Source organism: Pseudomonas extremaustralis, from assembly GCF_900102035.1.
GTDB classification, from domain to species: Bacteria; Pseudomonadota; Gammaproteobacteria; order Pseudomonadales; family Pseudomonadaceae; genus Aquipseudomonas; species Aquipseudomonas extremaustralis.
Window position 1 is genome coordinate 2,827,225 of the sequence record NZ_LT629689.1, and the last position, 24,243, is coordinate 2,851,467.

The window sequence follows — 24,243 nt, forward strand, 5'->3', positions numbered from 1 at the left end:
TATGAAGCCGAGTTGATATGATCACTCCTAGGTCGTCACACTGTCCCCACAGTGTGCCCGCGCACTCAAGACCCCGGATTGCTTTACCTCATGGATTGAACAACGTCCGTCATCACGGACAGTACGGATAGTTGAGAGGCATAATGAGAGAGTCAACCAACACCATGACCTCAGGAGAGGGCGAACGCAACGCGCAACGCGGATTCGTTCAACAGTATCAATCCGGCGCAGCAGCCATCTATGCCGCGTTAGATAAAGACCAGTTGAATTGGGTTGGTCTAGCTGATCGTAGCGCAGGTATTGCTGACGATCTCGTACTAGGCCTTCCGGGAAAGGCAGTTGGTCACCAATTCAAGACCTCCACGTTCCCCAAAGCTTTCCAGATTGAAGCCCTGCTGCTTGGCGCAGAAGGCATGTTGCTGAAGCTGGTGACCGCATGGACGAGTCTGCGCCAATCCCATGGTGAGGCCTTGACAGAAGTTCGCTTCGTTACCAACGACATACCCACCACCAATGATCACTTGTTAAGCGACAAGGACGATCACAGCGCTGCTTTCTTGCGAGAGTTCGAGCTTTACCACAGCCGCACCTTATCCGAATGGAAAGCCACCCGCTGGCAGCCCTTCATTGACAAGCTTGCGGCGGCGTCGAAACTCCCTGTCGCGGATTTCGAGACGTTCCTACATGCAGTCCATTTTCTAACGGGATCAGCCGCTGACTTCATCTTGCGCCATCGCCTGTCGTCAGAGTCGTTAAAGCTAGTCCAGCAAATTGCCTCAAAGCTCCCCGACTTGGTCGCCGATCGGCGCAATAAGGATCGTTGGAGCCGCGCCGAGCTGCTTGCAGAACTTGGCTGGAAGGATCGCTTCATCGTGCACCGCCCCCACCAGTTCCCTATTGGCGAGCACGTTCAGCGTAATCGCAAAACCGAACAACAACTTCTCGAATGCATTGACCGACTGGACCACGGATACCTGGCCCTTGTCGGCCCTCCAGGAGCTGGTAAGTCCACCCTACTCCAATCGGCACTCAGTGGCGGGCCGACGCTGCAGCTGGTGCGATACCTTGCCTACATGCCTGGCGAAGGCCAAGGCATTGGCCGCGCCGAAGCCGATAACTTCCTCGACGATCTCAACACTCAGCTTAGGCAAAGTGGCTTGGCGGGACGCTTGGCCCGCAACAACACCCTTCAAGAGCGACAGCTAGAGCTTGAGCAACTGCTGCGCCAAGCTGGAGACCGTTATCGCGATGAAGGCATCCGCACACTGATCATCGTCGATGGATTGGATCACATCCCCCGAGAAGAGCACCCTGCTCGCTCACTGCTGGCAGAGCTGCCACTCCCAGAGGCGTTGCCAGCTGGCGTATTGATCCTACTCGGAACCCAGCGACTGGAACTGACTAGCCTGAAGCATCAGGTTCGGGAACAAGCCTCCCTGGCGGATCGTAATATTCAGATCGCACCGCTCTCACCAGAAGCCGTCAGCGAGATGGCACTGAAGCTTGGGTTGGACAAAGCCGTGCCCCGACCTAGCATCTATGAGCTTTGCCAGGGACACCCTCTAGTAGCGCGGTACTTGATAGAAGCTCTGCGTCAAGCAGACGTAGCTCGTCGGGAAGCACTGTTAAACGGGGCCTTCAGCTTTGAAGGCGACATTGAGCGTGTCTACAAGGCGGCATGGCGCGAAATTTCCGATGATGCAGACGCGAGAAAGGTCATCGATTTTATTGCACGTGCTGAAGGTCCAATCCCACCCGAATTGCTGGCAGTAGCCACGTCAGAGCACGCTGTAGAAACGGCATTGAGATCGACGAGCCATCTACTCAGCCAGACCACTCACGGCTGGAGTGTGTTCCACAATAGCTTCCGCCTGTTTGTACTGGAACAACCCAAACTTCGCTTTGGGAAACTTGACCCAGACTATGCACCATCCATCTATTGCAAGCTGGCGGAGCTCGCCCGCTTTGCAGAATCCGATAACCCGCAACGCTGGCTCGAGTTGAGGTACCTGGCACGCGCCGAGCTACACCAGGACGTACTCAGGCTGGCACAGCCGCGCCGATTCAGGCATCAACTGGCAGATTCACGCCCAGCGACTGAGATCCAAGGTGACATTCGCCTGGCATTGATTTGTGCCAAGCACGAGCCAGACGCATCTGCGGTCTTTCGTCTGCTGCTCGCACGAGATGAAATGGAACGCCGCTGCTCCGCAATTGAGTACGCCCCTGCAGTTGTCGATGCGCTGCAGGCGCTCGGCGATATTGATGGAGTCCGAACGATGGCAGAGGGACAAATCGGCGACCACTACAAGGCTATTGATGTGCTTCTTGTAGCGGGCGAAATCGATAGTGCCAAGGCTCTATTCAATAAGATTGACCCCTTCTCCAAGGATTCACAGCCGTCCCCTATTCACTCAGATTTGGAAGAGTGGGCACAGCGGGTCTTCCACTTTCGGGACGCGGAACAGATAGAGACATGTTTGGCGAAGTTGACCGCCACCGAAGGCGGACACGGGCTGGACGTTGAGGACATCACCACACTTCGCTGCAACGTCGCCCGTTCGGCCATGCTCGCCGATCCTGATAGCGACCCATCGCTCACGGCAAGGCAGCTTGGTGTCAGTGACTCTGAACTGCCCTACCTGTTGATCGAAGCCGGCCTACGCGCATACGATCACCGAGAACTTGATAGAGCACACACATTTGTCGACGCAGCGCATACACATCCAAGCTTCCCAGGCATTGCTAGTGGCATGCGTAGGCAATTGGCGACCCTCGCCCTACGCCTCGGTAACGAAACAGTGTCCACCACGATTTTTGAAGGACTGGAAACTCCATCCATCGCATTAATGGATGACGCCATCGGGGAGCATAATGCGGAGAACATCACCCATGCAGTCATACAGCACGCAGCACTCGCCTCAGCACTTAGGCTACCCGTTACCAATACCGCAAAGTCGAAGAGTCCGGTACTGAGACCACTGCAGCACCATGCCAACACAATTGGCATGCTGCTGGGTCGAGCACTTACAGGTCATGAAATCACGCCAGGTGAAGTCATTCAGGCGACTCAAGCTCTGCTTGGCTTTCTCGACAATGCTCGCGCGGCGAGTTCTAGTGAATTCTATGCGACCCATCAACTGAACAACATTGATCCGATCTTGAGCCGGATGATGATTCGGATCGCCTCAATGTGTGGCGAGCAAGAATTCAAAGCAGTGGTGCAACTGTTTGACTCGTCATTTGCCAATAGAAAGGGGACCGCCAAGCAGAACATTCCTTCCCGAAGAGCGGCGATTGAAGAGATTTTTCACAGCAATGGCGATATGCAAGCAGCCTTCGATCGACTGGAAGACCTTTTGGGTGTGATCCACGGTAATACCCCTGAAGAACACATCGATCTGATCGCAGGCCTGGCAAAACTGTTCGCTGAGATGGGCAACACCGAACGCGCCCGCGAACTGTTGCAACAGCTGCATACCAACACGCTTGGCTATGCCCTGCCGGCCAAAAAAGATCCACAATACTCTTTGTGGGGAGATCTTCTAGAATGCGCCAACCATCAGGATCCTGCTGGTCGCGCGCAGCGTGTAGTCCTTATGCTAAAACAGCTTGCTGGCATGACCCTGACGGAGGGCCGTGATGCCGCTCATCGTTTGGCCTCCAGAGCGCTGTCAGAGGCGGCGTTGTGCGATTCTGCACTCGGGTATCGCGCCGCCAAAGTACTCACCTCAGAGGGGCTTTTGAGCTGGGATCGCGCTATCAATGCGCTGATGATCGGAGTAGTCCGACGAAATCCAGAATTGGCCGCGTCATGCGCGGTCACTTGGCGATCACTTGCCCTTCCTTTCTACACTGAACCGTACTACCGGGAGGATCAAACTGGCGAGTTCGTCAGCCAAGTCGTTGCCATTGCTCCAGAAACAGACCTTTCCGCGGTTGTTGGAACCCTGCTGGATGGTGTTGAGATTCACAGCACGAGCGCAGCACGAGTCAGGTTGCTTCAGCGCCTTGTCGCGGCGCTGAAGCAAAGGGGAATCAACAACGAGCGTGCCCATGATGCACTGCGTCGTTGGCAAGCTGAGACACCCATACCTCATGATAGGGGCACGCCAGGAAAGTACGATGACATTGGCTCATTGAGCCTCCTTGATGATGAGCTTAGCCGCGACAAAGCTCCGAGCTACGACTCTGCCCGCGCATTCTCGCGCCTCTTGGATACCGCAACACTGGAAGAAGCGACTGCTATTTTTGAACGCTGGCCCTCCATCCAACGCGACAGTCATGCCCGCTTCTCACTGATCGAACGAGCGCTTGCCGAAGATGACAAGACACTGGCTAGGCGTCTGGTGAATGATAGCCAGAGCCATGACGATGGTCGCCCTGGCTGGAGCTACTGGAGAGGCGCAGCGAAGCTAAAGTACTTTCGAGCACTCATTGAGCTTGATGGATCAAAGGTGCATAAAGAAGCCTACGCAGACTTGCTCGAGGAACTCATTACCGCGCCGGACAATTCATCCCCGATCCTGTTTGACAGTAAGGATGTGCTGTCGACTATCTGCGCAACGCCAAATTGGGCAGCAGTGTGGGAGCTTCTTGCCGAACAACTTGCAACGACCAGAGAGCATTCGCTCGCTCAGATTAACCTTCCAACGCAGGCCCCTGAATCTGATGAAGCACTGATTGCGGCGCTGTTCCAATGGTCCTTTTCCCTTTCTGCCATTGAACTGACAAATCTTGCCCGCGCTGGTGCCCTGCAGCTATCGAGGGCACCTCAAGGCAGGGCGGCCTTTCATTTACTGGTAGACGCCCTATTGGAAGGCAACGCGGATGAGCCAGCGGAGGCGCTTCAGCTACTTCTGCGCGACACGCACGCTACTGCGACGGATTGGGCCGAGCGGATTTCGCCGTTGGTAAATGATCCGGACTACGTAGTGGCGGTCTTTGCAGGTTGTCTTCTGGATCGTTGGGGAAATGCCTGGGCAATGACACGACAGGAGCTACCATTTTTCTATCGTTTGCAGATGCCTGCCAGCAAGGGTGAACTCGAACCCTCGTTTCTGACCGACCCCTCGTCCGGGGCGATGCGTGTGAACGACCCACTCGGATGGACAGCTGCACTCACCTCTCAAGTCGATGACCTGGCCCGAACCGGCATCTCAATGGCAACCATCCGCCATCGCTGCTACTTCCTGATCGAGTCATGGGGTGGGCTGGAGGCATTTGGCCAATCCGAGACAACACGCTTGCAATCCGGGCTGTCTAAAGTGGACATGAAGATCACCTTCTTTAGACCGCATATGCTCGCAGCGCTCAGAGCGCTTCGCCATGTTGCGGGAGAGCTTCGTCTGGCAGGACAAGTGGGGGCTCCCGCCATCCCCAATTTGCTCTATGGCATGAACTATCAAGCCGACACGCCACCGCTCATTGGTCCGACGGTGCGACCAGCCTTCATGCCACGTCCTTTCGCGCACCATGACGCAGGATGGCATTCGGGGGAGATGCAGTGGCTGGATGAGACTGAACTCGACCTTTCGCCGCTGATGGATAACGGCGACTCTGTCATTGCCGAGATATCTCATTTTTACTGCCGTTTTGTGAGACGCAACCTTGAAATGACAAGGGCAAGAGCGCCGTTCTTTGCCGACAAGGAACGCAGGGCGAGTACGGGCTACTCACTTCCCGGCGCCCTGTGGATTGAAGGAGTGTGGGCGCCTGAAGAGCCATCTCCGACTATTGTCCGTAGGGTGTCGATCAGTCGCATACCTAGTTATCCAGAGCATTTCTTGGTGCTGTGCCCTGAGTGGCTGCAGCGTCTGGAGTGGCAACATGATCCAGACAATTGGATGAACTACATTGATCAGGTCGGCGAATGCGTTGCGAAACTAATCTGGTGGCGTGATGGCGCCTCGCTGGATGTTGATCAAGATCAATTCTGGGGAGAAGGAGTCGCGCTCGTCGTTACGTCGAAGGGTCGCAAAGCTCTAGAAGACGTTGCAGGTCCTCTTGATATCTGGGTACACGCTTGTCGCTCAGTGGACGGTGATAAACCTGCCGAAAGCTACCTGAGCCGAGTCGAGCGATAACCTGCTAACTGGAATAGCCCCGTCAGAACGATGATGGGGCGTTCTTGCTCCTTTACTGCCCCAATCAATCTGTGAGTTCGTTCATAGACCACATTGGTTGCGTCTACACGCAACACGCCACACATGATGCACCCTAAAGCCATGAGCAATGGGCTTATTAGGAACTAGTACTTCGCTTTCGTGGGCTTCCTCTTGGGGACCGCAGGCTTCGATGACGCCATACACTCTGATTTGTGCTGTCCCCAAGCTTTTAGGGCGGGAAATGGGAACTCCTGACCACAGCGTGGGCACGTATGTTTTGCGCTCCAATGAACATCCATTTTTTCGCCTCAATAGTTACCATAACTCAAGAGATCGCTCGGAATGCCCCGTAGTTGCAGCTATAGGGGCGCCCACTCAGAAAATGCAATTCAGTCCTGCCATTCTGACAGACTCTTACAAAATGATGCTAATGTGCCATTCATCAGCACTGCTTAATTAAGAATTCATCTGCGCATTGAAGCGCACGACGTAATGGGGGGCACCGTCCGTTGAGTTCTATTCCCATAGCCAGCGATCGTCAGAGCGCTGTACGACTTCTCGCTTGCATTGATGCTGGCTCCACAGACGTCATCAATCAATCTTGGGGAACCGATGTCGTCGCAACGTTGCGTGCTCAGTCTCGTCTTCAGGCCTTGGATTTCTGGATGCGAAATCCCGACTATCTTGCCAACGAATTGCTCACGGAGTTTGAAGCTGGAGGCGATCCGGCATCATTAGTTCTGGCGCAAAAAATACTTGATTCCCGAGAGCCCGATCTGCGTCGTGTCCCGATGATCCGCTATCGCTTTGGTGCTTTTGAACCGTTAGACAACGCACTATCGATTCTGCGCGCTGCCGAGTTTATCAGGATCAAACGTCAAGGCTCTCCCGGCAAGGTACAAGAGCATATCTACCTGCTGACGCTTAAAGGTAGATATGCCATGAACGAGCTGTCGGAAATGGCTGAGGAGATCGCCTGGTACAGAGATAGGGCCTGCGTGGTAGCCCGGATAGCCGGTGGCGCGGGAGGTAAGGCACTGAAAGACCGCCAGTACCTTCAGGCCGAGTACGCCGACACCGCACTCAAGCACATCATCGCGCCTATCACAGATCGCGTACGACAACGTTTGGAAGCTCTTTTGCAAGGAAATGCCGCATGACCATGAGTTGGCTTGAAACGGTCGCCAATGACACCGGATTGTCGGTAACAGAGGCAGAATCCCGCCTTCAGCGGCGCGGTGTTTATGTAGATCGGCCTGTAAGGCCCACGCCCAAGATGACCGTATCCGGAATTGCATTCAAGGGCCAGAAGGTGGGAAAGGTCAGCGGCCCCATCGACTTCACCTGGGCAGACTTGAGCTCGGGTGTCTGGGCCGTCACCAGCCATGGCAGCTTAGGAAAGTCCAATCTGGTGGGTAAATCGAGTGTCCTCGAGGTCATCCTATGGTGCTTGCGCGGTGATGCCAAGGACCTACAGGAGGACGTGCGCAGTTGGCTTTCATGGGTCCAGCTCAGCTTCAACCTTGATGATCGTCATCACATCGTCGAGTTTGACGTCAATGATAAAAGACCCAATGGAGTGCTCAAGGTTATTCGCCCCAATGGCATGCCCGAAGTCATTGACCGATTTAGCAGCGATGAAGGATTTGCTGCTGCCATGTCACGATTCATGATGAGCGCTTTTGATCTTCAGTCAATTCCATCCCGCAAGAATAACGATGAAGGCGGCAGCACCGTCTCTCATGGATGGCCAGCCTTGTCTGGGGCACTCTACTTTGGAGGGGATCACAAGGCACTGCTGGGTGACGTCCTGATGGCAGGGCTGCCGGCACGCATGCTCCAACTCTACATTGGCTTGCCATGGGCAAGCACTGTCATGCAAGCAGGCACTGCCAAGAAGGAAATAGAGCAGCAGTTGGCATATGCAAGTCGCACTCACTCCGCCCGAAACGAACAGGGTAAAGAATCGAGAGGTCGAATCACGGTCCAACTTGAGCAAGCCCGCCGTGACCTAGCGTTGCTCAATAGTACAGGCATAACTGCAGAGTCCCTTGACAGGTTGACTGTAAATGCCAGGGAGCTTTCCAACCAGACACTCCAACTGGAGCAGGCAACGCTCGGCGCAGCAGTTGAGCTAGCGGCACTCAGGGGGGTAGCAGATGGCGACCAGCGAGCACTCCGCGACCTGCGAGAAAATCTAGTGACTGCAGCTTTCTTCACCGGCCTGCAGCCGAGCAGCTGTCCTCGCTGCGAGAAAGCCGTGCCCAAGGCACGGATCAAGCGGGAGAGCGTTGAGCAGAGTTGCTCGTTGTGCTCAGAGCCCATCAGCCAAGACGGACAAGACGACAGTTCAGAGCTGCTGGACGAAGCAGAGGCCCGTACAGTCGCTTCGCAAGCCGCTTATCAAGCGGCGAAGGCAATACATCGGGATCTCGAAGCCAAGACCAAGACTGCGTCGCGAAATTTTTCCCTTGCCCAAGAAACGCTAGCAAGTGCAAGTACGAGCAAAAGTTATCAGCAACAGCGGGAGGCTGAACTTCTCGTCGCACGGCTAGAGGGGGAAATGCACGCACACAGCGACCCGACCCCGTCGCCACAACCACCCGAGGATGCAGGGTTGATTGATGTTGCCCTGAAAGAGGCGAAGAAAGCCTTTGATGAAGGCAAGGTCGATCTAATGGATAAACTCAATCAGGAGATACTTCGCCTGGCAAACGAATTCGGTGCGCTCGGGCTTGAATCTATTGAGCTTGGCTCCGACGCGAAGATGGCAGTACGCAAAGGCAATCAGAAATCAGCGTTCAGCAGGCTGACTCCCGGTGAACGTCTCAGGCTGCGCATTGCTACAGCCATCGCGTTGTTACGCGTCGGCCAGAATCTGGGCGTCGGGCGCCACCCTGGCCTGCTGATCATCGACTCACCCGGCTCCGAGGAAACCAGTGAGAATGATCTGGCAAAGCTTCTGACCGAACTTCGGCGAGTAGCCAACGAAACGCAGGGCCTGCAGATTTTCATTGCGAGTGCGAACGCGCCTGCCGTACTCAAGGCGCTTGGGGAAAAGCAGTGTCGTGTGGCTCCGGAAGGCGGCTATGTCTGGTAACCAGCAGCCTTGCTTGCTGGGTGCCATAGAGCAGCACCTGCAATCCGCGACGCCACTGACGATTGCGTCGCTGGGAGGGATGGCAGCCTTGATGGCACAAGCGCAGTCGTTGGTGGAGTCGCCGTATCTTGATGTGCTCGCAGAGTTTGCAAACAGCGCGCTCCCAGATGAGTCGGCTGACATTGACAAGCTGCTGCTTCAAGGATTCGCGGAGTGTCAGGATCCTTGCGCCATACGTTCAGCGGCAGACATCGTCATCTGCAGCCCCCCCCTCCGCCAGCGTATCAGCACCCGACTTGCTAGCGTACTGGAACAACGCATCGAATCTCAGACCACAAAAAAACAGGAGCTGATAGCCGCTTACGCGCTTGAAGCATTGTTCCGCCTGGCTCTGGCATCCAGCATCTCAAAGTTCATACCGCTCAAGATCCTGGCCTGCATCAAATCCAACGCGAACAACCTGTATGCGCAGCATGCGGCAAAACTAGCTGGCGTCGCCCTGTACGCCTGGCAAGAGCCAGAGCTAGTAGTCACCTTGAACGAGTTGCGCAAGATCGAGGATGCAGAGGGTGAGGCAGCCTTTGAACTTGCACTGGTGAGCCTATCCAAGGCTCTGGATGCTGGCTCCCTTGAGGAGATCAACCAGCATCTAGAAATCACTAAGGCTCTTTTGCGAGACGCCCAGGCAGTGGACGAGGACCGAGCTGATGCTGCGGCATATGCGGCAGTCGTAGACATCATTCGAGGATTCTCTACAGGTGCACCAGCGGAGTTCATGAATGAGCGCGCTGAGTCCCTAACCAGAGCCGTTCAAGACCGGAGACTCGCTCTAGGTAATCAGCACCTTCCAGATTGGCTCATGCCTCGAGCGGATCGAGAAATCCAATGGGTACGATTGATGAGATCAGTGCAGCAAGCATGCAGAGACTTAACACGTCCAAGCTGGCTAAAGGCGAGTGCCATCATCGAAAACCTGCTAGCGGTCTTTGATGCTGACCGCACCTTCGAAACCAAAGGTGGACTAGGCCAGCTTTTGCGCCCCCGGATAGAAGCCAGCTTCGTACGGGAGCGCGGGCAGCTAGCCCTTCTTGACGATCTTCTCGCTGAGCCCGACTGGGAGCCAGGACACAAGGATACCGCACGCATCCTTCGTGCTCGCATTGCGCAACTGGAGGTCAATAATGTCGAATTGGGAAAGCCGTCGCCTAACGAAAGCTATCCGATGCTTCAGCAGTTGCTCAGAAGCCCTGAACTTCCGCCCGAGTGGTCTTCCGACGCATTGCATCGCATCGAAACAGCGCTGAATGATCGGTACGACGTATCGAATGATTTCAGCAACCCGGTGGTCCAGCGACTACTCAAGGGGCTCACATCCCACCTAGAGGCCTGTCAAGACTATTCAGGGGAGGTCCGGATCCATTTCAACGAACTCCTTGCTCAAATTGTCCTCTTCTGCAAAACCCGTCAGGATGGGGGAACCAAGGAGCTACGTGATCGAGGTAAGTATCTACGTGATCCAGCGGCAACAGAGTTCCAGCTGCAGCAAGATCTTTGGCAGTGGCTGTCTGGCAACTATCGAAGCTGTGAAATCCTGGACGAAGTAGAAGGTGTTGCAACAGGGCGGGCGGATCTCTATGCCGGATTCGGTGGCCATAGGCTCGTCATCGAGATGAAGCGCCATCATGGACATCTGGACCGAGCGGCTGCGAGAACCTACTGCGATCAAGCCGCTAGCTACCAAAATACGAACGTGAAACTTGGCTTTCTGGGCGTCTTGGAGATTGTGGATCGCAAGGGTCCACCGCCCAGCCTGGAGGAGTGTATCTGGTACGATTCCGTCCTCCCCACAAACAGCAGCATTGTGCGTCACCTTGTTGTTTTCAGAGTGCCAGGAAATCTCAAATCACCTTCGTCGATGTCCCTGAAGACGACCAAACCTAGAAAGAGAGCTGCAAGCCAGTAGCAATGGAAGCAGTGCGCCTACCGTCCTCATCGCAGTACCTTCGGATCACATAGCAGTCGACAGAGAGCTATCTTTCAGAGAAAGATACTTCACCGCCACCCTCCCCTGATGCAACGTATCCGTCCGGCCAACTCACCTTCCGAACTCCAGCATTAAGGACGATGGTGTCCGCGTAAATATGATCTGACCCCGAAATGTTGGACGCCATCTATGCCCGCCGTGCTTGAGTCCTGTATTCCACAGGGCTCAGGCCACTTAGCTTCAGCCTGATTCGCGAATGATTGTAGTAGTGTATGTAGTCCTCTATACCTGCTTCAAGCTCATCGAGACTGTTGAATTTGTTCAGGTAAAAGAACTCGGATTTCAACGTGCCAAAAAAGCTTTCCATAGCCGCATTGTCATAGCAATTTCCTTTGCGGGACATGCTTGGCTTTACCGCATGCTCGTTCAGTACGCGGCGGTAGATAGGCATCCGGTACTGCCATCCCTGGTCGGAATGCAAGATTGGTTTATCGCGTGGCCGCAGCCTCTCAAAAGCTTGCCGTAGCATCGCACCAACCATGTCGAACAGCGGGCGCCTCGCGGTCTTGAAGGCGATTATTTCGCCGTTATAGAGGTCAAGGATCGGCGAGAGATAAAGCTTCTGCCCCCCGACCCGAAACTCCGTCACATCGGTTACCCATTTCTGGTTCGGTCGTTTGGCATCGAACTTCCGTTTCAGCAGGTTCGGCGCTACCTGACCCTCTTCGCCTCTGTAGGCCCGGTATTTCTTTATGCGCACACGGCTTTTCAACTGAAGCTCGCCCATGAGGCGCTGAACAGTCTTGTGGTTCACAAGATGGCCAGCTCGCCGAACGGCAGCAGTGATTCGGCGATAGCCATATCGGCCCTTGTGCTCGTCGAAAATTGAGCGAATTCTGGACTTCAGCTCTGCGTATTTATCAACGGATTGCTGCACCTTTTGTTGATAATAAAAAGTGCTACGGGCCAGGCCAGCCAATTTCAGAAGGCCTTCCAGAGAGTGCTCCTGCCTCAGTTCAATCACGATTTGCGCTTTTTCGGCTGCGCTGCTCGTTCCTTCACTTGAACCAAGGCATCGAGCTTTTTTAAATAAGCAATTTCCATCCGCAACTGGCTCAATTCGGCCAGCAAATCATCACGCGTACGAGCTTCATCGTCCGAAGATTCAAGCTGAATGGACGGGATGGGGTTTGTCATTTTTTTGTGAAGTCCGCTTGCTGGCTGCCGGGACAAGGCCTCCAAACCGCCTTCATCATACCTGCGCTCCCATTCGCCAATGATGTCGGATTTCCGGATATCAAACAGGGCAGCGACTTGGCGATAGGACAGCTCTTCCTCTCGCATACGCTGCAATACATTCAGCTTGAACTCAGGGCTGTAGTTCTTCTTTCTCTTACTTTTGAGGCCTGCGGCACCAAGCGCCTGATATGCCGCAATCCACTTTCGAAGCGAAGAGGCATTGACCCCGTGACGATGCGCGACCTCTCTGTGACCTGCGCTCCCCGAACAGTAATCTTCAACAACCGACAATTTCGCCTGCTCTGTGTACTTTTTCATGACACCCCTGGATGTTGATGTCCAACATTTCGGGGTCAGATCAATACGCGGACACCATCGTCCTTAATGGTAACCGATCCATCACTCACACATTCAAAGCCGCCCATTGAAGCCCGATGCTGCGCTCCCGATCTCTTTCTGGAGCCAGCACCTCATGATGCGTCCCGACGCCAAAGTCGAAAAAGTTTACCTTTACCCCAAGTCCGTGGACTTCCGAAAATCCATCGACGGCCTGGCCGCCCTGGTCGAGCTGGATATCAAGGTGGCCGTCTTCGACCCGGTACTTTTCGTTTTTCTGAATCGCTCCCGCAACCGGGTGAAAATCCTCTATTGGGAGCGCAACGGCTTCTGTCTTTGGCTCAAGCGCCTGGAATCCGAGCGTTTCAAAACCTCGCCCCACGTCACCGACGAAGCCATCGTATTGAGCGTCCAGGAACTGAACTGGTTGCTCGACGGTTTTGACCTTTGGCGCAACCGCCCTCATCAGGTTTTGACCCCACGCTACGTAGCCTGACCCGGTATAATCCGGGCCATGATTTCCCTGCCCGACGACCTGCCTGATGATCCTGTTTTGCTCAAGCAACTGCTGCTTGAGGCACTCAGTCGCCAGGAAGAAGTGGCCCAGGCTTATCAAACCCACATCGTCGACCTGAAAGAGCAGATCAAGTTGCTGCGCGACCGCTTGTTCGGGCGCAAGTCCGAACAGACTGTCGAGCCCAACACGCCGCAACTGGCGCTGTTCAACGAGCCCGAAAGCGAGCCGATGCCGCTCGTTGATGACCCTGACGAAGAAGCCGTTGCGCCGACGCCGCGCCGTGGCAAGCGCAAGCCGTTGTCGGCCGATCTGCCGCGTATCGAAATCATCCACGAACTGCCTGAACACGAACTGACCTGTGCCTGCGGTTGCCGCAAACACGCCATCGGCGAAGAAACCAGCGAACAACTGGACATCGTGCCGATGCAGATCCGTGTCATCAGGCACATCCGCAAGGTCTACGGTTGCCGGGGCTGTGAAACTGCACCGGTCACGGCTGACAAGCCTGCTCAGTTGATCGAAAAGAGTATGGCCAGTCCCAGCGTGCTGGCGATGCTGCTGACTACCAAATACGTCGATGGCTTGCCGTTGCACCGGTTTGAAACCGTGCTCAGCCGACATGGCGTCGAGATTGCGCGCCAGACGCTGGCGCGCTGGGTGATCCAGTGCAGCGAACACTTCCAGCCACTGCTGAATTTGATGCGCGACCGCTTGCTGGAAAGCCCGGTGATCCACTGCGATGAAACCCGCGTGCAGGTGTTGAAGGAGCCGGATCGTGACCCGACCAGTCAATCCTGGATGTGGGTGCAGGCCAGTGGCCCACCGGACAAGAAAGTCGTGCTGTTCGACTACACCTCCAGCCGAGCGCAGGATGTACCGTTGCGTTTGCTGGACAGCTATCGCGGCTATGTGATGACCGATGATTACGCCGGCTATAACGCCTTCGCGTTGCAGCCGGGCGTGGAGCGACTGGCATGCATGGCGCATGCACGCCGCAAGTTCGTGGATGCGCAAAAAGTGCAGCCTAAGGGTAAAACCGGGAGGGCTGATATCGCGCTGACGATGATCAACAAACTGTACAGCATCGAACGCGAATCCAAAGACGCCAGCGATGAACAACGGTTTATCGCTCGTCAGGAGAAGAGCTTGCCGATCCTGGCCCAACTGAAAAGCTGGCTGGCTAAGACCCAATCCCAAGTGACGCCGCAAAGCGCATTAGGCAAGGCTGTGCACTATCTGGCGAATAACTGGAACCGACTGGAGCGCTATGTCGAAGCGGGTTATTTACCCATCGACAACAACGCCGCTGAAAGAGCGATCAAGCCGTTTGTGATCGGACGCAAAGCTTGGTTGTTCAGTGATACCGTCAACGGCGCCGCCGCCAGCGCAAAGATTTACAGCTTGGTCGAGACCGCCAAGGTCAACGGCCAGGAGCCCTATACGTGGCTGCGCCACGTACTGGAGCGGTTGCCATATGCCTCGACGGTCGAAGACTACGAAGCCTTGCTGCCGTGGAACTGCTCACCGGAGATGCCACGGTAAACCGTTGACCCACCTTGGGATAGGTGGGGTTTATGGATCGCTTACCCTTAATGCTGGAGTTCGGAAGGTGAGTTGGCCGGACGGATACCCTTTAGCGACCGATAAAAATGTTATGGCACAGCCACTCATGGCGGGCCTCAACGGGTCCTTTACCGACCTTAAGCATAGGCAGCAAGCGGCCAACAACTGCCGCGTATGGAGGTGACGCCCTTGTTGAAGGGCGTCGGTCAGTCATTTGATACCTCCCGAAGTCTTCCGGCTGACACACCACCTTCAACAATGCGCCAAGGTTAGGGAGGCCCAAAGAAAATCCAGGTTCTGACCAGTTTCCTGCGAGAAGTTGACAAACTTAAAAACTCGGTCCATCTGATAACGAGTCATCGCGAGTCAGAAATCTCAATGCTCCTCGGATTTGGTTTGACCATGGATTGGGGATGAGTAATAGATCGCGTTCAATCTCTAAAATTCGCTGCCCTCCCCCAGCTTGTTCAGCGATGCGATGAAGTATCTTGTCGAGATCTCCTGCACGTGCGGCAGCCAGCGCTATGTCCGTAGCGCGCCAATTTGAATGCATAAACGCATCTACCAAATGATGGCGCGCAGTTTTGCACTTGTCCCAATCAGCGAAAAGAAAAAACTTCAGGATGTCAGGTGCGTTATTTTCTTTCATCAACAACTTGTAAACTGGTGGAAATGCAGCCGCTATCAGTGGCGAAACAGGATCGTGCCTCGCTTGCAATAGGAATGGCATTAACGCCGCAGATGCGTCGAGAAACCCGCGCTGGTGGCGGGCACCAGAATCCCAAAGCAAGTTGGCCGCATCCAAGACCGCCGACTCCGGATAATCAATTCGTCCTCTCGCGATAATAGCTGTAGCAAGTTCGGGAATTGCAGACATTATTTGCTGGCGAACTTCACTCGATGAATGATTAAAGGCTGATAAATGCCCTGCAAATACATTAGCCGATGTCTTCCTGTTCAATCCAATGAAGATAGCTCTGCGCCCGTCCAGGCAATCACCGGCGGTCTGAAGTAACAATGCTAATGCAGTACTGTCAACCTCACCCGCTTCGCGCGCTAGAATAACCTCCACCGCGCGCGAAGCCAGCCTTGCGACATCATCACCAGCTGCATATGGCAGCAGATGCAGCGTCATATTGATCGTTGAAGACGCAGACAGAACATTGGCGTTCAGGATCCGTTTAACAATATCGACGTTTTCACTAAGATCCTTCATCAATAGTTCTAACACGTCAGCTTCGTTCACACCTCCGAGCATAGATCTTAGTTGACCTAAACTGGCTGACTGCAACAATCGGGATACATGTTGAAGCCGTCGCTGATCCGTGATCAGACTAAGAGTCATCATCCATTCGAGGTCTTCCCTGACTGGCGCTATAAGATGAGTAAGGAGCGCATCTGCTCCCGCACTCTCTGGAAAACTAGCGGTCAGGGTGCGTAAAGGAGATAGTGCGCCTATTTCCTTTGCCCTTTCAGCCAAAGGTCGGTGCAGGCTCTCAGCAGCGAGACGGTTTGCCTCAAAGAGTAAGCTGGTTTCCGCCAACAGTTCTTCTTCATCAAGTTCAGCGATCAAGGACCGCGCGGCCGGAGCATATAGTTCTTCGACTAAGTATTTCAGAATACGCCGCGTCGCTAAGTCACGAGTTGATTTCGATGCGTTAGCAATTGCCGTCGCAAGCGGTTCTGAGAGGCTCGGAAATTTTTTTAGGGCCACTTTAGAGAGCGGGGAGCTTAGCAATAAGAGTTGAAGTACATTCGCCGGCTGAAGCGCGGCTATCCCTTCAGCAACATCAGTGTCAAACCGCTGGGACAATCCGTCTCCAATCGCACCAATCAGCAGCTTACGACCTCGACTAGAAGCAAGCATTTCGACACTGCGAATAGCATCGTTTGGGGACTTCGCGGCTAAGTTCATCGCCGCATTCCGGATAGCCTTGGCCGATGAAAGCTTTAGCCGTACGCCATTCAGCTTTTCCGTAAGTGCTAATAAAAAGCGCCAAGCGTCGGTGGACGGGAGCGTTTCAGCGGCACGTATTGCCGCACTACCGAGTTCCGGCTCAAGTCGCTTAATTGCCCTGATATTACGAGGAGATCGGCTATTTGCAATGTCCAACAGTCCCAATGCTGCGTTGGGTGAAACTTCCAGCTTTTCGTACAGCTCGTTCCAAAGAAGAGATATCCTCAAATCCGCCTCGGTTCCACCTTGAGCTGTCGATAGCTCACCCAACACGTCGTCGCTCAGCAGAACAGGCGGCTGATCCTGAAATACGCTCTGCACAATTTTTCGAGACCATCGGTGACGGCCTTCAGCAAAATTGCGCCCATCAATGCGACGACCCGGCCAATCACTGAAGCGAGACCTGGCATTCTTGGGCGCGAACACTAGGTCAAAGCTGATGCTGCCGATGGATCGAGGTGATAGAGCAAAAGTGGAGACAGCAAATCTTGTTCGCAAAGACGGCCATAGCGCTGTCAGAAGCCGAAGCGTAATTCCTTCCGGCTTAGAAGCGTCGAAAACGACAATCGGTTTACGATCCTCAAGGAACAACGCTTCGACCAATTCGATGCATTCAGAGGCGTCAACTGACGCAAACGTACCAGTTTCTCGAGCAAGATGAATTCGCTTAGCGGGCGCAGTGGGTCCTTCGAGAGTAAGCGATTTAACCAATGCCAGAATGTCAACATTAGTGGTCCAATCCGGTACCGGAATGAAATAACTTCGGGTTCGAACACAACCCGCTCTCGGCGCATCCAAGTCCTGCCATGTTCGTGCAATGACGTAGTACGATCCCGATGGAAGTGGGTAGCAGGTGAGGTAGGAATCAAAATGCTCGCCAGGTCGAAGCGGTCCGGCCACGTCAGATAGGCGGTCAACCAAATCCTGATCGGCCTTTGACAGCTTGGCCGAAGAAGAGAGGAGCTGATGCCCATTACGGTAGCCATGTAGCTGCTGATCTAAAATTGTCATGATTTCATTGGGCGCCAATCGCCCAAGCTACAGGTATTGTGACATCAGCATCTTGATACCATGCGCCATCACGCTCGAGAGTAACGGAACCACTCTCAGCCATGATCATACTCTGATATTTTTCCTGAAAGTCAGGGTCGTACTGCAGATCTCCGCCCACGATGCTGACCCCGTAGACTCGCGCCTCGACTCGCCGAGCATCCTCTAGCGCCCCAGCAAATAATGGAAATTGCTTACGTAAATAGGCCTGCGGACCAGCTTCTTGGCTAGCAGCGTCTAACTTATCCCAAGCAGTCACAACAATGGCCACTCGTGGTTTTTTACCATCTGGTCTCATAGAGAGACGCTGCTGCAAGAGACGTAAGAGCTCACAAAGAATCACTTGAGTAGGCAGCTCCACCTCCTCGTTCCCCTCTCCGATGAAGCTAAGGGCACTTCGTGTGGCCACCCAGTCGAGCGGTTGCACGTTCAGGGGTGAAAGTACTCGCACAAAGAGCAGCGCACCCTCAGCGCTCTCCAACGTGTCCAACCATTCACGTGGGATGTCTGAGTTTTTCACAGCGTCTCGCCAAAGCTCACCAGTAAAATCCGGGACGATTAATTCAGTCGGATTATTACTCTGCTCAAGTTTGAGCGGTACACAAAAATCCTGCCGCTCAGTATTGGTATCCGTTCGACCAGCGAATTCGCCTTGAAGCAAGTTTTCGCAGATGCTCTCTACATACTCAATATTTTGCGGCATACCTGCGCGTTGCAGTTGCCCTTTGCCAGCTTTCAGCGCGGCCCAAAGCCTCCCTACGTAATTGCTCTTACCGGAGTCAGGCCCGCCTACAAGAATTATAGACTTCCGATTCATAAATTCTTTCCGAAGTTGAGAAACGCCCGATGCGAATTTGACGCTTGGTCCATAGGCCATGGATCCGGAGTTTTCTCTGAAAGCTTAAGCGACCGACTAATTAGCTCAGCAAAACCAGAACCCGGTGCTACTTCGTGACTCTCAGAAAAAGATGCGATCGAAGCAAGCTCAATCTTGAAACCAAATTCTCCGCCCGAGTCCTGCACGCGCTTTAATACCTGCTCAGGGATGCTTCCGCTGTCTCGCCAACTGGCGACGAGAATAATTTTTGGCCGTGAGACTGGAAGCAGCAAAGAAAGACGCTCGAGGAGATTCGTCGTCCTATGGATTGCCAGTTCGCGAGTTTTAACGTCAAGAAAGTCTCGGCCGTTCACCATAATCCAAACAACCTCGGCGGCCTGGAGAAAGGTGAATCTCTCTGAATCGCCAGATTGAATCAGGCTCCGAGACCATTCGCCTGGGAGGTCAGGCATCAAAACATCGAATTTGTGAGCGTCTGAATGGCGTCGCAACCTCAGATGTAAAAAGCCCGCCTGCCTGTCATCGGGCAGTTCTGTATGGACCGTCATCTGTCTAGGAGGACGGCCATCATTCCAGCGTCGTGAACCGCGGGAAATCTCCTCCAACGCCATGAGCGTCATGCTATCTGCATAGCTGAAGCCCTCGAGGGAGTCATGAGCCAGTTGTAGATAAAGGCTTGCAATACAGGCTGTTTTACCGGCATCGGGTAGACCAACAATGCCGATCAGGTTGACGTATCTCTCGCTCATCAGTAGATCAGCCTCTGCTAATCCAAGTGTGCCACTGCGTGGCAACTGAGCCTTGTGCATGGGCGCATTTAGGACGGCCTCACCTAGACCAAGGTCTGCCTTAATTTCATAGACCGTCTTCCCCTCATAATCGGTGCTCGTCTCATCCCTCAAGAGGTCCAAATCGTCAGTCACGGACAAAAATGCGTGATGAGCTGGGCACTCCTCAAGCGTGGCATAGCTCTGCATGCATACCCCAGTCTGTGAGTATGTGCATTCCGGGACTGTACACACTGGCTCGGTCATAGTCCGTTGGCCGTCCCTTTACGCAAATGCTGAATTGCCCCCTCCAGTAATGCGCGGCCCCCCCATTCCCAAGCGGTCCTCTTTTCCTCCGATGCGCAAGCATCAGTACTCCCGGTTTTAATCGCCGCCATAAGCGGAAATACCGCGGATTCATCAGCCTTAATCGAACCAAAATTTGTGGCTAATTTAGTACGGCGCTCACCTAAAAGCTCGATAAGCTCCATGAGTGACAACGGTTCGCCATTCTCAATATTACGCAGAACGATGTTGCGGTGAGCGTCTGCTGGAAGTCTTCTCAATTTGAGCGCCCCATCCAATCCGGCGGCGACGGCGCGAACTGCACCCGGCAAGCTATCGAGCGGCTCGTCCAGCAACTCGCTCCGCCCGGAGAGGAGCCACCACATAAAGTCCAGCTCTTCACGGTCGAGTACAGCATTTTCACGCATCGCCGAGATCATTGGCTCTACGGCCTGGCTAAAGGCTTTATTGACTCTAGACGGCTGTGTTGAATCCTGACTGATGGACACGAGACCGATTGATGGCACCGTCTGCCGCGCACGCGCGGCATCGGCAATTTTCAGCGCATGCGTGCGGCTGGCTGTCAGCAAGTCTTGACGAAGGCGTTCAACCTTCTCCAATTCAAGAGGGCGCTGAAACGCAAGGGCTGACCAGAAGGCCGCCGCCAGAGCATCCACCGAAGTTCCACCGCTTTTAGCAGTGACACTTTGAAAAACGTCGATTGCGGCGACTGCCAAAACCACCTTGATTTGCAGATCATCTGGATTAGCGGACCGAACAAATGAGACAGCATGCCGCTGAATTATTTCTTCACCAATGACTGCAATTTCATCGGGAAGACATGTGCTGGTGCCGAATGAGGATGAAATACGACTCGCCGTACTAATGGCCAAATCCGGGGTGAGACTTTCAAACCACGCTTTGATTTCAGCCACAGCTTTTAATCGTTTCTCCACCAATCCGTCGTCAGTACCAGTATCAAAAATACGAGCATATTCGGCCATGTTGCTCATTGATTGTCCTTGTTGGTTTTACGCTTGGTGAGGGCTTCTTCCACCTTTTCGCGCAGTTGATCGAAACGATTCATTTTAGCGATATTTCGGAAAAGTTTGCTTTCCGTCTCGTGAGTAAAATGATCCATATTTTCATTAGGTACGGCGTCAAGCTCCACCAAAATACGAAGTCGTTCGCCCTCTGTAAGATCGCGGAAGAAACGCAAATGGAGATTCTGATACTCCGTCTCATCAACGCGCGAGTTGCCGGCCATCTCTTCCTCCGGCGGTAAGATAATCTCGACCGGCGCCGGCTCCATATCCTGGCCTGTTTTGACCCTGGTGCCGATGGAAGGCCTTGTTGCCTTAAGAAAATTGGGTGAACCTAAAACGGTTCGTTGCCCATGCCCACCAAGACGCATATCGTCCGACTCGAACCGCTTCATGTCGTCGTTCCATGCTCGGGCGTACAGTGTTACGGCAAGAGCATCGTCGTTCTCATCCCAGTCAAACTGGATAATGTTGTAAGCATAAGTGTAGGTGTCATCGAAGCTATCAGGTGTCGTAGCTCCAGCGGCAAGCATCATGAGGTCGCGCCCAGGTTCTACGTTTTGGACATCTACTGCTGCCAGGTGCTCATGGCCGGAAATGAAAACTCGAGCTCGGCTTCTTAAGAACCTCTTGGTCTCAGCCGAGTCGGCGTACCAATCAAGTGGATGATGAGTTAGCACCACCAGCTCTTCGCCGATCGCCTCATTCATAACCCGCTGGCGGGCTCCCAGAAGCAAATTTCCCTTTTCGTCTTTACGCCTCGAACAAATCAAAGCGGAGTTTAGTCGGACAAAGCGAATCGCTCGTCCATTGGCGAGCTCCACCCTACGCTCTGCACTGCTATTGCCGCTGCAGTCGAGCGGACACTGGTAAGCGTCGGCGAAGCGTCGGTACTCTTCAAAGCGACGATAAAGGACCTCTCTTGCCACCGCCTCTTCAAGAAAGTCATCCAGCTTCGCTTCACCTTCGTTACCGATCGCCGCGAGCATCATTTCAGTCAATCCTTTGATCTGATCTCGATCGACATCGTGATTTCCTGGGACCATTTGAATATCAGCTGCCGTACAACCAACGCGGGAGGCAAGTTCATCAAGCCACAATCCAGCTGCGTCATACTCATGACGTTTGCCCGCATATGCGATGTCTCCCGTCACTAAGATGCCCGAAGCTGTTCTGGTAGGTAGTGTAGCCACGTGTGCGGCCGCATCTTCGATTAACTGCCTGCGAGCGTCCTCGTTGACTATCCGAATGCTGCTAGCTTTTTCTTGTCCGAAGTGAATATCGGAGAGGTGGATAAATACGGCCGCCAAACTGAACTCCTTGTTTGCCTCACGCAACTGATGTGAAAGGGGCTGGAAGACTGTCCTTGCGCGCGATCTCAACCCTAGGCGGTACTTGGTTGTACCCAACAGAGCTGTAAAACGGGTCAGTCGACGCCGAAAAGGTCACCTAGGGAGTAACGGAAAATGAATCGAAGCTAGCAAAATGCTATACCCACGTCCACCCGTGGTTGCTGCTGATGGTTGCGGCTCGCTGAGCGGGATCATGCTTGATCAGCCCTCTCCACGTCACGCCGCTGAAACTGCGTGATACCTAATACCTCTGCCGGCCTGAGAGATTGTCTGAATGGCCTCCGCAGCAACCGAGACTATCACCCGCCAATACCCATCCCCCGGTGCTCGCCTCTCGGACCTCCGATATGGGCAATGCAGTAGACGAACGCACTTGCCACTTCAGAGCATCGCCTTGGCACGGAGAGCCTCCGGACATGAGATCAGAACACAATTGCGCCTTCGGAATGGCAACGCTATCCAGATCCAAAATATCCGTGGGAGTATTTTTTAGACATGAAAAAGCCCAACCGGTGAAGATTGGGCTAAGTCATAGAATATGGCCGGGACGGAGTGATTCGAACACTCGACCCCCTAGCACCCGATACTATTAATCAGCCGACTCCCGCTGTGCACTCAGACACCCCATTGAAATTCGCCCGGTATGCGGCATGTATGCTTCGGGCGTAGGCGGAGAAACGCCGCCCTCTAGCGCATCTAATAAATCCGCCCAATATTGCATCATCCTACGTCTCGGCTCGACGTATTCTGCATGATTGTATGCAGCCCGAATTTGGTTGGTATCAGCGTGTGAAAGCTGCGCCTCAATCCACTCTTCTACAAAGCCAACCTCATTAAGCGCCGTGGAGATGGTAGCCCTGATGCCATGACCGGTGAGCCTTCCTTTGTAACCCATACGGCTAATCGCGGTGTTAAGGGTATTTTCACTGATCATTTCCTGCGATTCGTATCGGTGAACCAGCAGGTACCGCGCACCGCGCGCCCTTAGCTGCATTAGCCGCTGCACAATTGCAATTGCTTGGGTAGACAGTGGAATTACATAAGGTGGGATCTCATTCCCCTGGGTTCGAACACGACTCCGGAGTTGCTTGACACCCTCCGGCGGCACCAGCCAGATCCCCTTGTCGAGGTCGAATTGGTCTGGCGTCGCCGCACGTAGCTCTCCTGTACGCACCCCTGTCAACAGCAATAGACGGATACCAAGTCGTGTCGCTTCTGCACACCCATAGTTGGTTACGGTCCTTAGCAGTCCTGGAAGTTCATTTACCTGGAGGAAAGGATTATGGCGAACTGGCCGCGGCGTCTCGGCAACGATATCAAGATCTGCTGCTGGGTTCACATCAAGGAGCCCTTCCGCCATGGCAAAACGGAAGATCTGGTTGAGCCAGGTGCGCACCTTTCGAGCAGAGACCAGCGCCCCTCTGCGCTCAATTCGCCTAATGAGCTCCAGCACGTCACCACGAGAAATATCTGAGATCGGAAGATCGCCCAAACACGGCAGCATGTCCTTCTTCAGGTATTTGCTCGCTTGCCCTGCACTGCCCCTCTTACTTTTCGTCAGCTTTTTACTTCGGAACTCATGCCAGCGACCAGCAACCGCTTCAAACGTGTTGTTGGCGGCGTGAGAGGCTTTTTGGCGCTCGGCGCGACGATGTGAGCGGGGATCGATATTGTTGGCCACCAGCGCGCGTGCAGCCTCTCTCCGCTGGCGAGCCTCCTTGAGACTGACGTCGGGATAGATGCCAAGGGAAATACGCAATTGCTTGTCATGCCAATAGAAGCGGAAATGCCAGCGCTTCGAACCCGTCGTGGGCACTTGCAGAGATAAGCCATCCCCATCAGTTAACGTGTAAGGCTTGCTGGCGGGCTTGGCTTGCTTGATCGCTGTATCTGTCAGAGCCATCAGACACCTCCTTTTGCATCAAGGAGGGGAATACAACCCAGCGGTAGACGGACCAATAAGAAAATTGATGCGCAAGGAATCGTAAAAGGCTGTGCCAGCGGTGTACTTAAATGTGTACTTAAAAACCGTGGCTGGAGATGGATTCCAATGGAATTCAGAAAACGAAAAAAGCGGCTCAAGGCCGCTATTTCCGTAGCTTCCA

General features: G+C 54.0%; 13 protein-coding genes. 6 read left to right on the forward strand and 7 right to left on the reverse strand.

Going from position 1 to position 24,243, the window contains the following annotated elements; all coding sequences use genetic code 11:
* Positions 1 to 143 precede the first annotated feature (143 nt).
* The 4 genes from BLR63_RS12925 to BLR63_RS12940 all read left to right on the forward strand — a co-directional run bounded on the left by BLR63_RS12925 (position 144) and on the right by BLR63_RS12940 (position 11,170).
* A complete protein-coding gene (locus BLR63_RS12925) occupies positions 144 to 6,086 on the forward strand; it encodes an AAA family ATPase (protein ID WP_010567742.1) in 5,943 nt (1,980 codons plus the stop codon).
* A 530-nt stretch (positions 6,087 to 6,616) separates the two neighbouring features.
* Positions 6,617 to 7,267, forward strand: a complete 651-nt coding sequence (locus BLR63_RS12930; RefSeq protein WP_034113479.1) for a hypothetical protein — start codon at positions 6,617 to 6,619, stop codon at positions 7,265 to 7,267.
* The gene (locus tag BLR63_RS12935) at positions 7,264 to 9,207 is read left to right on the forward strand and encodes a coiled-coil domain-containing protein (protein WP_010567744.1); all 1,944 of its coding nucleotides are present in this window, start codon (positions 7,264 to 7,266) and stop codon (positions 9,205 to 9,207) included. Before BLR63_RS12930 ends, BLR63_RS12935 begins: the two co-directional genes overlap by 4 nt.
* On the forward strand, positions 9,197 to 11,170 hold the full coding sequence (locus BLR63_RS12940) for a hypothetical protein (RefSeq protein WP_034113481.1): 1,974 nt from the start codon (positions 9,197 to 9,199) through the stop codon (positions 11,168 to 11,170). Before BLR63_RS12935 ends, BLR63_RS12940 begins: the two co-directional genes overlap by 11 nt.
* 208 nt (positions 11,171 to 11,378) lie before the next feature.
* On the opposite strand, the gene BLR63_RS12945 is transcribed toward BLR63_RS12940, so the two are convergent.
* Positions 11,379 to 12,748 (reverse strand): IS3 family transposase gene (locus BLR63_RS12945; RefSeq protein WP_086008204.1). Its coding sequence is split into 2 segments (ribosomal slippage): positions 11,379 to 12,280 and positions 12,280 to 12,748, totalling 1,371 coding nucleotides; the frame shifts between segments, so codons are not numbered across the junction.
* Between the two features lie 154 nt (positions 12,749 to 12,902).
* Between BLR63_RS12945 and tnpB the strand changes: the two genes are divergently transcribed.
* Positions 12,903 to 13,262 (forward strand): IS66 family insertion sequence element accessory protein TnpB, encoded by a 360-nt coding sequence (tnpB, locus tag BLR63_RS12950; protein WP_010568142.1) that lies wholly within the window; start codon positions 12,903 to 12,905, stop codon positions 13,260 to 13,262.
* Positions 13,263 to 13,280: 18 nt separating this feature from the next.
* Positions 13,281 to 14,825, forward strand: coding sequence for an IS66 family transposase (tnpC, locus tag BLR63_RS12955; protein ID WP_010568141.1), 1,545 nt, complete (start codon positions 13,281 to 13,283; stop codon positions 14,823 to 14,825).
* A gap of 349 nt (positions 14,826 to 15,174) precedes the next feature.
* Here the strand turns inward: tnpC and BLR63_RS12960 are convergent, their stop codons facing one another.
* The 6 genes from BLR63_RS12960 to BLR63_RS12985 all read right to left on the reverse strand — a co-directional run bounded on the left by BLR63_RS12960 (position 15,175) and on the right by BLR63_RS12985 (position 24,041).
* Positions 15,175 to 17,814, reverse strand: coding sequence for a GAP1-N1 domain-containing protein (locus BLR63_RS12960; protein WP_081480398.1), 2,640 nt, complete (start codon positions 17,812 to 17,814; stop codon positions 15,175 to 15,177).
* 4 nt (positions 17,815 to 17,818) lie between these two features.
* The gene (locus BLR63_RS12965; RefSeq protein ID WP_010567518.1) at positions 17,819 to 18,670 is read right to left on the reverse strand and encodes a TRAFAC clade GTPase domain-containing protein; all 852 of its coding nucleotides are present in this window, start codon (positions 18,668 to 18,670) and stop codon (positions 17,819 to 17,821) included.
* Positions 18,667 to 19,668 (reverse strand): TRAFAC clade GTPase domain-containing protein, encoded by a 1,002-nt coding sequence (locus tag BLR63_RS12970; protein ID WP_010567519.1) that lies wholly within the window; start codon positions 19,666 to 19,668, stop codon positions 18,667 to 18,669. The genes BLR63_RS12965 and BLR63_RS12970 overlap by 4 nt, the downstream gene beginning before the upstream one ends.
* A 53-nt stretch (positions 19,669 to 19,721) precedes the next feature.
* On the reverse strand, positions 19,722 to 20,756 hold the full coding sequence (locus BLR63_RS12975; RefSeq protein ID WP_010567520.1) for a GTPase-associated system all-helical protein GASH: 1,035 nt from the start codon (positions 20,754 to 20,756) through the stop codon (positions 19,722 to 19,724).
* Positions 20,753 to 22,096 carry a metallophosphoesterase gene (locus BLR63_RS12980; protein ID WP_042947641.1) on the reverse strand — a complete coding sequence of 448 codons (1,344 nt, stop codon included), beginning with the start codon at positions 22,094 to 22,096 and terminating at the stop codon, positions 20,753 to 20,755. Before BLR63_RS12980 ends, BLR63_RS12975 begins: the two co-directional genes overlap by 4 nt.
* Before the next feature lie 631 nt (positions 22,097 to 22,727).
* Positions 22,728 to 24,041, reverse strand: coding sequence for a tyrosine-type recombinase/integrase (locus BLR63_RS12985; RefSeq protein WP_010567522.1), 1,314 nt, complete (start codon positions 24,039 to 24,041; stop codon positions 22,728 to 22,730).
* Positions 24,042 to 24,243: the final 202 nt, after the last annotated feature.